The organism is Acinetobacter sp. WC-141 (assembly GCF_000313935.1).
Taxonomy (GTDB): domain Bacteria; phylum Pseudomonadota; class Gammaproteobacteria; order Pseudomonadales; family Moraxellaceae; genus Acinetobacter.
This window is the reverse complement of sequence record NZ_AMSS01000006.1, coordinates 1-12,195: the sequence shown is the minus strand read 5'-3', so window position 1 is coordinate 12,195 and position 12,195 is coordinate 1. Positions and strand designations below refer to the sequence as shown.

Sequence of the window (12,195 nt, the reverse complement as noted above, 5' to 3'; positions counted from 1 at the left end):
AATCTTGTACTTCATCCAAAGTATCAAATAAATGCTTGCTCAGCCAACTATAACGTATGGTCCGATTATAGCGTTCAATATACGCATTCTGCTGTGGCTTACCCGGTTGAATATATTCAATACGAATACCGTGCTCAGTAGCCCAGCGCACAAATTCGTGACTGATAAATTCGGGACCATTATCGCATCGGATCACTAACGGTTTTTCTCTCCACTCCAGCAATTGATTCAACGTACGAATAACCCTGATTGTGGGCAATGAGAACCCTGCTTCAATGGCTAGGCCTTCGCGGCGGTAATCATCAATCACATTCAATAATCGAAACTTGCGACCATCGGAAAGCTGATCATGCATAAAATCTAATGACCAAACCTGATTTTCTCGGATTGGTTCTTTCAATGGTTCAGGCGCATGCCGTTTTAGTCTTCTTCTCGGTTTAATACGCAGATTCAGTGCCAACTCACAGTAAATGCGGTAAACCCGCTTGTGATTCCAGCAGCAACTCTCAACATGCCGTAAATACGAGAAGCACAAACCAAAGCCCCAATCGGAATTTTCCTCAGTGAGTTCAATGAGCTGTTCAGCAATGAGTGCATTGTCATCGCTGAGTTTGGCTTGATAGCGGTAGCAGGTTTCACTAATGCCAAATGCTTTACAAGCCAAACGAATACTAATGGCATGCTGGGCAACTGCCTGTTGTGCCATCTTACGCCGGCAAGATGGCTTTACCACTTTTTTGCCATCGCTTCCTGGATGATTTCGGCCTTTAATCGCTCTTCCGCATACATCTTTTTAAGTCTGGTATTTTCGGCTTCTAGCTCTTTCAGTCGAGCCATTAATGATGTATCCATACCACCATATTTGGCACGCCATTTATAAAAGGTAGCATTACTCATGCCGTGTTCACGGCAAAGGGTCGCTACAGGTGTGCCAGATTCTGCCTGTTTCAAGATGGACATGATCTGACTGTCAGTAAATTTAGATGTTTTCATGCAGAATCTCCTGCTCGTATCTTAAGAGAAAATTCTACTTTTAGATCCTTTTATTTTTAGGGGGGATTACCACGCCAATTTAGCCTTTCAAAATTTAATGGATAAACTAGACTGTATTAATACTTTCATTAGTGTCGTAGAAAATGGAAATTTTAGTAATGCCTCTAGAAAATTAGGTGTTACTAGAGATCAAGTTTCTAAAAGAATCTTTTATTTAGAAAGTCTATTTAGTACATCATTGTTTACGCGTAATACCAGAAAGATGGACCTTACCCGTTCGGGAGAAAAGTTCTATCAACGCTGCAAAGTCATTGTTAAAGAATTAGATTTAGCAGCCAATGACTTCATCTACGATCAAAAGTATCCTGAAGGTATATTAAAAATTAGTGTTCCTCATGCTTTTGTAAAAACATGCTTTTCAGAGATTATTTCCAATTTTTTAATTCAATATCCTCACATCGAAATTGATCTTTTATTTTCAGAAAATTCAATAGATATCAATGAAAATAAATTTGATATTATTTTAAAAATTGATGAAGAAATTAAAGAGCAAGATATCTTTTTACTAGAGACTTATAAAAGAAATTTTTATGCAACGACTGCATTTTTAAATAAATATGGAAAACCTAAAAATATAGAAGAATTAAGAAAACATAATATATCATTATATTCAAGATCGGATTTAAAAAATAATTTTATTGATTCAATCCCTCAACTCATTTGCAATAATATAGAAATTCTTTTAGATTTTTGCCAAAAGAACCAAAGTCTTTTATTTATTCCCGATTTTTTAGCAAAAGGATATGAGGATGCTGGCGTTATTATTAATTGTTCACAAGACATCTTTTCATCAACAGTTCATTTTTATGCAACCACACCCTATGGATCAAAAATTCCAAAAAAGGTCCAACTTTTCTTAGACTCGTTAAAGCAGCATTTTCAGTCTATTACTGAACCTTTATAGCTTAGGACTTTTCGATCTCATAGAGTTATTTATTTTCATTCGCCACAAACCAACCCCACCAAAAAACAATCCAGCACCCTTTCCCGCTCATCCGCCATATTCGAATCTAAAAGCTGAATAATTGTACCTTCAATCATATATAAAAATAGCTTGGCATCATGAAACGAAGCGTCGGTTTTTAGCTTTATGAGCTGACTATAAATTTCATTGATGAGCCAAGTTCGATATCTAACCGCAGTTTGATAGGCTTTTGGATAGCCTAGTTTCGTTTCAAAAATGGCTTTAAATAATAAGTAGTAAAGACCCTCTAAATTTGTATGTAAGAAATAAAATGCTTTGAGTTTATCAATCGCGCTTGGGTAGTGGATGTGCTCAGCAATGGAAATTACTTTTTGTTTTAGGCGCTCTTTTTGCACGGTTAAGCAGATGTCAATCAACCGTTCTTTAGAGTGAAAATAATTATAAAAAGTCGCTTTTGGCATTTCACACTCTTGAATAATTCTATTGACCCCAACCGTATGAAACCCGTGATGATGGAACAGATCAATTGACTTATTTATAGCTTGGATAGCACGTGAAGAGAGAACTAAATTTGGCATAGTTTTACCGTTATAAATTCTTGTTGTTTCTAAAAGAGAAAAAAGCCAGTGCCCTTTCTGGGAGAAAAAAAGGCACAGCAAAGCCGCAAAGACTGTGCTTGGCACATCTCAAGTTTTATTGTTGATGCAAATTTTTTTGAGCCGTAATGACTTAAAGCCTGAGAACCTTTTGGCTATCAAGTTGCTTTAATTTTTAAGTAGTGTCGTTATAGCTTTTGGCAAAGGCTGCCAAGAAATTCAGAATGTGCAAAGCCAACTCCTTTTTATTGGGAGTTCTGCCAGACATTTATAGAATTATGGTGGCAGAACGGAAGAAGGTTGACAGACTAGTATTATCTCAAACTAGCACACCCGAAGGTGTCCCTCTCCCGTCCTACCGCTACGGGAAAGAGACGAGTGGCACACCACACAAGGCTGTTCCTCAGAAGGAAAAGCTCTGATGCGGGAGATAATATTCAGCCTGTCAAAGCCGGCTGGCAATGTGGCCAGCAGGCAAAGGATAAGCTTCACATTTATTGGAGTCAAGCACACAAAATGACATTTGCTTTAAAATAGATCATTAAAAAGCAAGGTTAAATAATCAATAAGTTATTGTTAAATTGGGGTTTATAAAGGTGGGGAATTTTTAGAGGTATAGGGGTTTTAGAAAGTAAAAATGCGCTAGTGTGGCTTTCACCACCTGCACTTTATTATTAAAGCTATTGTTTAACTGAGTATTTGCAATGTGCCCTAACGCGATGACGGTTTTCTATTTTTCAGAAGAACTCTATCCTGCCGCATTAAAGCTCCTACGTTGATAAATTAATTTAACTTATCAATTTTAAAAATTTTACCAGTTGAAGTACTTTGAAAACACATTTCAAAACTCGGACGTATGTCTTCGCCTTCAACTGTAATGTATTTTAAATTTGAAAAACATTGAGTATTCGCAAAATAGTGATCTACAGTTGCCTGAATGACATATTTAGTTCCAAACTGATCTTTAACACTAATATCTTGTTTAAGCATTCTAATATCCTAATAAAATTATGGCAGAAATAATGGATCTACCTAAATATCCAATAACAAATTGAGTTTTTAACTAACTCTATAATCTAATTTAAATAGTTGATTTATAGAGGCATAAAATGTACGCCCATCTAAATTTAAATCAACTTCAACTCCAGAAGAAAGAAGAACTCTCTTACCAACTTCAACAGTTTTAAAACCATCACGTGTATTTTGTATTCTATTTAGAGGAATTAAAGATACTAGAATTTCTGTACCATTTTTAGATTTTGCAATTAAATCATTTATTTTTAACAATTTATATCCTAAATTAAATTTATTTATAATCTTAAAACAACTTTAAAATTAATTTGAAAATAAAAGCACTCATCAGTGCTTTTATTTATTCATGCTTATAATTATTTATAGAGCAACAATATTTACAGCATTTGGGCCTTTTTGGCCTTGTGCAACACTGAATTCAACACGTTGACCTTCAGCAAGCGTTCTGAAACCTGAGTTAGCGATTTCGCTAAAATGAGCAAAAACGTCTGGTCCTGATTCTGGTTGGATAAAACCGAAACCTTTAGCTTCGTTAAACCACTTAACAGTACCTTTCATGATATTTGAATTAGACATAATAAATCCTATTTTTTTTTAAAATTTAAACCATTTTATTGGTTAGCTATAACATCGAAATAATAAAGAATGGAGCTGAAAATCTAAAAAAAACGAAGAATTATGACTAATACTGCGGTACTTAGAGAAGTTTTTACCAAACATGACTTTTTCTAGTTATGTTCAGTATATACGAAAAATAAAATTAATCAAGTTTTCTAATATATATATTTATTTTATTTATAAAAAAGGTGTTGTTCTGGTTCTTAAGTGTTTATAAGGGGGTGTGCTCATTGTAGGCATTCTTTTGGCATACCTCTTCACTTACCTTATAGAGAATGAGACGAACAGGCATAAAAAAAGACCTATAAGCTATTAAATTGCTTATAAGTCTTTATAAATCTTGGTAGGTATATCCACTACCAAATAAAATTATAAGATATTGTTTTTAATAAACTTAATTAACTTTAATTTCTATATGATACACATGGTGATACAAATTACAAACTATTAGAATAACTTTTATTCCGAAGGTCGGGATCAAATCAATAAAGTAAAACACTGTTTTTTATGAATATTATTAAAATAAATTTAAAAAAGGTACTCATTCCTATTATACTAATTAAATAACAATACCTTATAAAAACATAATAGCCCCTTACGAAAGAAGAAAAAAAACAATCTATGTCAATTGTGATGTTTCTGATGTTTCTGATGTTTCTGATGTTTCTGATGTTTCTGATGTTTCTGATGTTTCTGATGTTTCAGGTTGATATTGTAAATTTAATTTGTCATAAATGCGTAAAGTAGCATCAGCACTCCAAAAAAATATCCAAATCATACTAATACTGAGAACAAATAAGGATAACGAAAATATAAAACCAATAAAATAAATTGTAGGATCAACAATAATTGGTCTTACAAATGGTAGCCAATCCAACAATATAACCCCTAGATCATTTAAGTAGATAATTCCTAAAGAAAGAAAGTACAAAATAGCTAAAACCATAAGCATCTTAATTAGCTGCTGTTTCGTATATTGAGTAACAAATATAGTTTTTTCATTAATAACTTTTACTTTTAAAAATTGTCTTGCTGTAATCACATCCTCTATTACAGAAAAAAAACGTTGAGGATAATGTTCGATCACATAATCCACTTCAACATGTCCTACTTTTTCAGATCCAACAAGCAATTGAGCTGCACAATCTTTTTCAATTTGCTGTACTTCTTTTTTGTAATATTTATGAGTATAGGCTTTTATCTCCTCAATTCTCTTTGCGTAAAATTTTCTTCGATGTGAAAATCTTTTTGATTTATCTAGCCATACAAATAAGGGACCTATTGCAAGAATTATGGGCAATAACTTTAATAATATATCAATCATATGTTATCCACTTCTTAGATGATTAATTTAAAAATTTAATAAAATTAATATTATAATTACTCTGTAGAAAAAGAATAAAAGTAATAATTAATAAAATTACTGCTGAAAAAATTGAAAAATACATTTTTAATTTAACAGAAAAACAGTATTGATCTAATTCTTCCTTAACTGAAAGAATTTTAATAGTTTCATCTTCAAATTTTAATGATAAGTTAGAAAAAATATCTTGATATTCTTTAACCATAGCATTAAGAGAATTACGATGCCCCCAAATATTCATAATCATAATAATTACTAGAATTAAAACAGTAATTAAAACTATATAATTTTTAGAAAAATCAATATATTGGCTAGATATATGAGGTGGTTTAATTTGAGCTATAGCAAACCAAATTACTGCTGGTATTGCTAACATTTTTAGTGCAACAGCATCAAATGCTTCGTTCATCTTTTTTATATATTCAGTACGTTTTTCTAAATATTCTTTTCTCACCTTATCAAAACTATAGTTTTCAGTATAAGACTGATAACTTAAAAGAATGTTAGAGGTTAAAGCATTAAAATTTTTAACTAGATAATTAAATCGTTGTTTTTCATCAATATCCTTCACAAAACTAACCAATTCTTTACACATCAAATTCACAATAGCTTCTTGATGTAAATCTCTTTTTCTTAAATTTTCAAGTGCTGTTATATCTATTGAATAATCTAAAACACTTTCATCTAAGGTAAATACAAATCGAATAGGTCTTTGATAAAAAACAGTATTACTCCAACTATTAGTACTTTCAGATAAAAATTTGATTAAATTAAATACCTGATTTAAGTTCAAATAGTTTTTAAATCTAAAATTTCCAGAATTTTCATTTAAATATGTTTGTTTCTTAATAAAAAATACACTTTTTACAGGTTTTTTTATTGAATATTCAGAATTTAGTAAATCACTCCAATCGTTACAAATCGCATAATCTAAATTTTTAGATAAGTCACTTTTATGTAACGTTATTTCACATTTAATATTATTATTAAAATATTTTTCAGTAATATCATCTAAAGCAACTGAACCATAGCTCTCACCATCTACAATGCACTCGATACTACTATCAGCCAATTCATTATGAGCTAATTCCTTTAGTATACTTAGAGTATTTTGATTTAATTGTAGCCAACCTGTAATTTGGTCACGACTGTTCTCTCTATCCTGCAAAGATAGAAAAATATCACTAAATTTTTTTGCAATATCAGTCATAATAATAACCAAATTTATTTAATCAATAAGAACACAGTCGGTTACCCTTCTTGAGTAGACGAGTTAGAATTTTCCTCTTCTAGCTCCATTCGAAGTTTTTCAGGCAAATCAGTAATAGTTAATACCCCATTCTCAAATTTAAATTGATTTCCTAATAACTCTCTTTCAAAACTTAATGAAAATTTACTGCTTTTAAATGAAATCTTTTTAAAAGTTCTTAAAGCTACTTTATCAATCTGAATAAATTCAGAAATTTTTCTTTCATTACTTGCATATGTCAGAAATTCTTCATCGTGGTCAGGAAATATATGTTTTGCAATACTACTTAATAAAATTGTTTCTTCATTTTTTTGTTTTTCAGTAATAAAACCATGAACATCTCGTAAATTTTTGTCGATAGCATCTTGGTCAAGATTTAAGGTGTTTTTCGAAAATTCTTGAATTGCTTTTCTTAATTCTCGAGTTTCAGTTTGTGCTGCTTTTTTATCCAACTGACATCCAACAAATGCTTCAAAATAATCTCGGATATCAGACGCACGCCCCGCCTTAAACTTTACATATCTGTGACTAAACCCTGAATGCCAATCTGAAATATTTATACTAGCTCCTAAATGAAGCATTGAAAGATCTAGTAAATGGCTTGCAACAAACTCTAAATCACTAGTTACATCAGCTCCTTTTGTTTTATTAACAATCGCTATAGCAAGACAAATCTTCCCTTTTACTTCGTAAAGATAAAAGACTAAAAATCCACCTTTAACACTGCTAAGCTTATTTTCACCAATAATTGAAGCGTAGTTTTTTGATAGCTCAATCGTCATTTCAACAAAATCTGAGCATTCATTACTCGGGTTAAAATATTTGTTTAATGTTTGTTCAAAAGCTGGTTCCAGATCTGGATTTCCATCTAAAGCAAATTCACCATAATTTAAATTTGACTTGGTAAAAAGCTCTAATAGATTTTGGCTTAATTCTTCTTCAAGAGTAGATAAATCATTTTCCTGTTCTTTATAGTTTGTAATTAAAGGATTTCCATCTTTAATACGACGAACCTCATGAATAATGATTTTTTGAATCCCCATAACACCCTCAATAAAGACATTGATATTATTAATAAAGTTATGTATTTATAGCATTTTATTCGAATTATGGGAATAAAAAATGTAAAGCTGTGCGTCATAACTCTACGCCTAAGTCTAAAGTGAGAATTTAACTTCAAATATTTCCATATACATCTGCTATACATCCCTGATAGATAATTCATACATAGTTTATTAATTTATATAAGATTTAATATTATCAATTTTTGATAAATTATGAGCATGTACTTATCAAATAACTATACCTACAAAATAATTTCTTATCATCCTGAATTTTCTCTCATTTAAGCTCTGGTAATAACTAAAAGATAGATTTATCATAAGACTTAAAAGTATATAGGTATACGATAATGACTATTCGAATTTATGTAAGAGCTAGTACTAAAGATCAGGATGCCGAGCGTGCATTAGATGACTTAAAATTGTTCTCAAAAAATTACAATGATCATGAACATGTGGAATACATAGAGAATGAATCAGGTACAAAACTAAATCGCCCTATCCTAAACAAACTATTAGAAGAATCTGAGGACGGAGACACCTTGCTTGTTGAAAGTGTAGATCGTTTGTCACGCTTATCACAAAATGATTTTGAAATTCTGAAAAATCGTATTAAAGAAAAAGGTTTAAGATTAGTTGTGGCTGATTTACCCACAACACATATGAAATTTGATGAAGATCAAAGCATAACTAGCTCTATTTTAAATTTGATTAATAACATGTTGATTGATCTTCTTGCTACTATGGCACGACTAGACAATGACAAACGTAGAGAACGTATCAAACAAGGTTTAGAAAGAAGTGGATATATCCCAACAGGCAAAAAAGCAGACTTAACTAAACACCAAAGAATAAAAGAACTAAATATTAAAGGATTAACAAAAGAAGAAATTGCTAAAGCTGTTGGGTGTGGAATTGCAACAGTCTATAGAGTGTTAAAAAATAGATAAAAAAAAGCGATACATAAAGTATCGCTTTGAATGTCATATCTAATTAAAATTTATTTTTTGATTCCACCATGTTTCTATTGCAACAGCGTCAAAATATACTGGTGACTGCCTTTGATTTCCCTCTTTATATGGCTTAGGAAATAAAATATCAGTTTTAATCAACTTATCTAGTTTATCACTCTTTATAGACAAAATATGGCATACTTCTTTTTTTGTTAATCTTAATTTTTTCATTCTTATTATTCCCCCCAATATCTAAATTTTTCATAAAATGCATTTCCTTTATTACTGCATGTGTCGAATTATTTTTATTTTCAAATTTGTTTTTATTATTGATTTTTTTATACATTTTTATACTTCTTAATTAAATCAATATCTACACCATACTCTGTATAAAATTTCATTCTTTTATTATGTATTGTTGATCTACTATAATAATCTTCTATACACCCCTCTTTTAATAATGTATAAAATTTTCTGTCATTTTTATCTATAATATCAAGAACTTTGTCTCTTTTATCTTGATCAGGTAAGCGTAGTCTTGAAAATTTTTCCTTAAACAAATTATTTACATACGATTTGTTTCCCCATTGATATCCATATGATAACTTCCATTCTTTAAGTTGATCATTATAAACACTAGCCTCTGCTCTGATCATTCTTTCTGCTAATTCAAAGAGCTTTGGTTCTGTGTTAAACCTTTGTAATTTGGCTTTTAATTCAGTAGATTTATGATAGTAGCAAATCGACCATCTTGTTTTACTTTTTTTACCGAAATATACGCCATTTGGATACTTCTCTTTAGCCTTATTGGGAAAATAACCAATACGTTGAATGTGGTCTAAATATCTTAATGAACGATCCTTGTTTTCAAATATCAAATCCCTTTTAACATCAGCTTTATAAACTCTATAATCACCTTCAATAATTCTCTGAATTTGTGCTGATGTAGGATGAACTAAATTCATAGTTTGTAAAACTTGTACAAACTCATAAACCAATTTAATTAAGTCTGTTTCACCAAGAATATTATCATTTTTCAACCACTTATAAATATTACCACTTACATTAATACAACTACTACTTAATGATGTGATTTTAATATTTTTTCCATCTTCAGAGCTTAACCATTTTGGCTTATTTTTAAGCACAACATCATTATCTGAAATATTTTTTAATTCATTCAAATTTTTTAAATAATTTTTTGAATAAATATAAGTTCCATTTGAAAGTTTTTCTGCATCATGATCTACATATAAATTCACCTCAAGCATATCAATTTCAAAATTTTTCTCTAACATAATTTCCCCTTTTTTAAATTTTTAATAAAAAAATATCTAAGAAAACATTTATATAAAAGAAATAAAAAAGGGAAAATAAAATACATAAAAATTTTTAAAAAAAATTTTTTCAAAAAATAGAAAATAAAATGATCTTTTAGACTTATGAAAAAAATAAATTCATCAAAATAGTTAGATGAAAAAAATTTAAATATTATTTTTAATTTATAAATTATATTTTTTATACAAATGTGGTCTTAACATATAATATATCTTATTATAACACTTTATTACCAAAAAATCAAATTCATAGTAATGAGTTAAATAGCATATTTCTACATTCTTTATAATATTCTTCATCAGTACAAACTAAACATCCATTCTCTTTCCACTTGGATTTTAAGTCACTATTTGTACTTAGAAAAATAACCTTTGGTATATCTTTTAACTTTTCCTGATCACCTATAATTTCATCCTTTGGTTGGTACAATCCAAATCCATACCAATTTTTTTCTGCTAATTTAATAACTCGTAAATTTTCAGATTCTAGTTCTGCAACTAACACTTGTGGTTCAAACTCATTCATCTGATCTTCAAATTCAGCGCTATATTCAAGACTTAAGACCCTTAATCCAAATTCATTCGAGTCCTTATCTTTATAATATGATAGTAATTTCATTTTGATATATGCTCTATGTGATCTGCCCACCATTGCATGATTAACTTTCTTTCCTCTAGATGATTACTTTTGTCATATACAGCTTTAACACCTTTTTTCTTATGTGCTAAACATACCTCAATCACTTGTTCTTTATCGCTGAATTGGTTATTTAGCGCCGTACTCGCTATATGCCTAAATCCATGCATAGTTTGCTTTCCTTTGTAACCACAACGGTTTAGCACGGCATTAAACGTCCCATCTGATATAGGCTTTTGATAAGTCGTACGACTAGGAAATAGATATGGTGATTCAGTTTTATATGTCTCTAACTCTTTCAAAAGTGTAATTGCTTGTTTAGGTAAAGGGATTGTATGTGCTATACCCCCTTTCATAACCTCAGCTGGTCTATTCCATAATTTCTTTTTAAAATCGAACTGCTCCCAAGTGGCACAACGTAATTCAGAAGGTCTTGGAGAGAGTAAAATAGCTAATTCAATTCCGATAACCATTCTCCTACTTGGATAATTTCTTACTTTATTTATTAACTCAGGCAATTCATGTAATTCAACATGGCTCATATTCCCCTGTGTAAACCGAGTAATATGCCTAGACATTCTTACTAGTGGATTCTCCTCAATTAGTCCTTTGATATTTTGATATACGCTGAATTATCAGGAGACTTTCCCTTGGGAGATTCTAGGCAGCCAACTTATAAAAGTCTTCGGCCATTTGATTTGGTGTCTTAAAACCCAAACCCTTTTGAATTCTTCGATGATTATAAAATAACTCAATGTATTTTATAATATCTGCTTTGGCTTCTTCTCTGGTTTGATAGTTGTAATGATGCACTAACTCATTTTTCAGTATTCCCCAAAAGCTTTCAATCGGTGCATTATCGTAACAGTCTCCGCGCTTGCTCATTGAACCTTGAAAACCATATTGCTCAAGTATATTTCGATATTCCTGGCTGCAATATTGACTTCCTCTGTCTGAATGCACAATCAGTTCTTTGGTTGGTTTTTGATTGTGAATAGCCATATTTAGCGCATTACAAACAAGCTGTGTTGTCATGCGCTCATTTAAGCTATAGCCAACCACTTGCTTCGTGTAAAGGTCTTTTACCGCTGCTAAATACAGCCATCCTTCAACAGTCCATATGTACGTAATATCACTTGACCATGCTTGATTTGGTCTAGTCATTGAGAATTGTTGCTCCAGCAGGTTTTCATAGATCGCTCGATTATGGTCACTATTCGTAGTCCTTTTAAAACGCTTGTGTCGCTTACAATACAGGTGGTTCAGCGCTTTTATCTGACGTACAGCGTACATACTCATTTTTATACCCTGAGCTTGTAAGTATTTGGTTAATCGAATATAACCATAGCTCTGCTTTGTCTCCTCATGGGC

Annotated in this window: 13 protein-coding genes and 2 pseudogenes; 2 read left to right on the top strand and 13 right to left on the bottom strand. The window is 30.9% G+C overall.

Translation table 11 applies throughout. From position 1 onward, the window contains the following. Nucleotides 1-993, bottom strand: a protein-coding gene (locus ACINWC141_RS00825) for an IS3 family transposase (RefSeq protein WP_155757871.1) whose coding sequence is annotated in 2 segments (ribosomal slippage) — nt 1-741 and nt 741-993 — 994 coding nt annotated over the 2 segments. Because the reading frame shifts where the segments join, the coding sequence is not laid out codon by codon here. This gene is flagged as partial in the annotation. 97 nt (nt 994-1,090) lie between these two features. On the opposite strand from ACINWC141_RS00825, the gene ACINWC141_RS00815 reads away from it, so the two are divergent. Beyond that, complete coding sequence (locus ACINWC141_RS00815) at nt 1,091-1,957, top strand: LysR family transcriptional regulator (protein WP_034677071.1); 867 nt, start codon at nt 1,091-1,093, stop codon at nt 1,955-1,957. A gap of 35 nt (nt 1,958-1,992) precedes the next feature. Here the strand turns inward: ACINWC141_RS00815 and ACINWC141_RS00810 are convergent, their stop codons facing one another. The 7 genes from ACINWC141_RS00810 to ACINWC141_RS00775 form a co-directional block, all read right to left on the bottom strand. Next, nucleotides 1,993-2,556 (bottom strand): TetR/AcrR family transcriptional regulator, encoded by a 564-nt coding sequence (locus tag ACINWC141_RS00810; RefSeq protein WP_009386870.1) that lies wholly within the window; start codon nt 2,554-2,556, stop codon nt 1,993-1,995. 801 nt (nt 2,557-3,357) lie between these two features. Further along, complete coding sequence (locus ACINWC141_RS00800; protein ID WP_009386872.1) at nt 3,358-3,564, bottom strand: hypothetical protein; 207 nt, start codon at nt 3,562-3,564, stop codon at nt 3,358-3,360. 69 nt (nt 3,565-3,633) lie between these two features. Next, on the bottom strand, nt 3,634-3,861 hold the full coding sequence (locus ACINWC141_RS00795; RefSeq protein ID WP_009386874.1) for a hypothetical protein: 228 nt from the start codon (nt 3,859-3,861) through the stop codon (nt 3,634-3,636). A 105-nt stretch (nt 3,862-3,966) separates the two neighbouring features. Continuing rightward, nucleotides 3,967-4,182 (bottom strand): cold-shock protein, encoded by a 216-nt coding sequence (locus ACINWC141_RS00790; RefSeq protein WP_003650532.1) that lies wholly within the window; start codon nt 4,180-4,182, stop codon nt 3,967-3,969. Nucleotides 4,183-4,843: 661 nt separating this feature from the next. Then, nucleotides 4,844-5,548: a PF07787 domain protein gene (locus ACINWC141_RS00785; RefSeq protein WP_009386887.1), complete on the bottom strand. Its 705-nt coding sequence runs from the start codon at nt 5,546-5,548 to the stop codon at nt 4,844-4,846. Nucleotides 5,549-5,570: 22 nt separating this feature from the next. After that, the gene (locus ACINWC141_RS00780; protein ID WP_009386866.1) at nt 5,571-6,797 is read right to left on the bottom strand and encodes a hypothetical protein; all 1,227 of its coding nucleotides are present in this window, start codon (nt 6,795-6,797) and stop codon (nt 5,571-5,573) included. A gap of 41 nt (nt 6,798-6,838) precedes the next feature. Next, nucleotides 6,839-7,879: a nucleoid-associated protein gene (locus ACINWC141_RS00775; protein ID WP_009386889.1), complete on the bottom strand. Its 1,041-nt coding sequence runs from the start codon at nt 7,877-7,879 to the stop codon at nt 6,839-6,841. A gap of 368 nt (nt 7,880-8,247) precedes the next feature. On the opposite strand from ACINWC141_RS00775, the gene ACINWC141_RS00770 reads away from it, so the two are divergent. Next, the gene (locus ACINWC141_RS00770) at nt 8,248-8,847 is read left to right on the top strand and encodes a recombinase family protein (RefSeq protein WP_009386888.1); all 600 of its coding nucleotides are present in this window, start codon (nt 8,248-8,250) and stop codon (nt 8,845-8,847) included. A 39-nt stretch (nt 8,848-8,886) separates the two neighbouring features. On the opposite strand, the gene ACINWC141_RS19175 is transcribed toward ACINWC141_RS00770, so the two are convergent. The 5 genes and pseudogenes from ACINWC141_RS19175 to ACINWC141_RS00750 form a co-directional block, all read right to left on the bottom strand. Next, nucleotides 8,887-9,081, bottom strand: a complete 195-nt coding sequence (locus tag ACINWC141_RS19175; protein ID WP_009386867.1) for a helix-turn-helix transcriptional regulator — start codon at nt 9,079-9,081, stop codon at nt 8,887-8,889. A gap of 107 nt (nt 9,082-9,188) precedes the next feature. Then, entirely contained in the window at nt 9,189-10,148 is a 960-nt protein-coding gene (locus ACINWC141_RS00765) for a phage/plasmid replication protein, II/X family (RefSeq protein ID WP_009386876.1), read from the bottom strand. A 286-nt stretch (nt 10,149-10,434) separates the two neighbouring features. Continuing rightward, the gene (locus ACINWC141_RS00760) at nt 10,435-10,806 is read right to left on the bottom strand and encodes a hypothetical protein (RefSeq protein WP_034677063.1); all 372 of its coding nucleotides are present in this window, start codon (nt 10,804-10,806) and stop codon (nt 10,435-10,437) included. Next, a pseudogene (locus ACINWC141_RS00755) lies at nt 10,803-11,426 on the bottom strand (tyrosine-type recombinase/integrase); the annotation flags it as partial. The pseudogene ACINWC141_RS00755 and the gene ACINWC141_RS00760, both read right to left, overlap by 4 nt. Before the next feature lie 58 nt (nt 11,427-11,484). Continuing rightward, a pseudogene (locus ACINWC141_RS00750) lies at nt 11,485-12,195 on the bottom strand (IS3-like element ISAba22 family transposase); the annotation flags it as partial.

Coding starts and splice junctions, on each gene's coding strand:
- ACINWC141_RS00765 (WP_009386876.1), bottom strand. CDS start 10,148: ATGTTAGAGAAAAATTTTGAAATTGATATGCTTGAGGTGAATTTATAT.
- ACINWC141_RS00800 (WP_009386872.1), bottom strand. CDS start 3,564: ATGCTTAAACAAGATATTAGTGTTAAAGATCAGTTTGGAACTAAATAT.
- ACINWC141_RS19175 (WP_009386867.1), bottom strand. CDS start 9,081: ATGAAAAAATTAAGATTAACAAAAAAAGAAGTATGCCATATTTTGTCT.
- ACINWC141_RS00815 (WP_034677071.1), top strand. CDS start 1,091: ATGGATAAACTAGACTGTATTAATACTTTCATTAGTGTCGTAGAAAAT.
- ACINWC141_RS00790 (WP_003650532.1), bottom strand. CDS start 4,182: ATGTCTAATTCAAATATCATGAAAGGTACTGTTAAGTGGTTTAACGAA.
- ACINWC141_RS00770 (WP_009386888.1), top strand. CDS start 8,248: ATGACTATTCGAATTTATGTAAGAGCTAGTACTAAAGATCAGGATGCC.
- ACINWC141_RS00760 (WP_034677063.1), bottom strand. CDS start 10,806: ATGAAATTACTATCATATTATAAAGATAAGGACTCGAATGAATTTGGA.
- ACINWC141_RS00785 (WP_009386887.1), bottom strand. CDS start 5,548: ATGATTGATATATTATTAAAGTTATTGCCCATAATTCTTGCAATAGGT.
- ACINWC141_RS00810 (WP_009386870.1), bottom strand. CDS start 2,556: ATGCCAAATTTAGTTCTCTCTTCACGTGCTATCCAAGCTATAAATAAG.
- ACINWC141_RS00780 (WP_009386866.1), bottom strand. CDS start 6,797: ATGACTGATATTGCAAAAAAATTTAGTGATATTTTTCTATCTTTGCAG.
- ACINWC141_RS00775 (WP_009386889.1), bottom strand. CDS start 7,879: ATGGGGATTCAAAAAATCATTATTCATGAGGTTCGTCGTATTAAAGAT.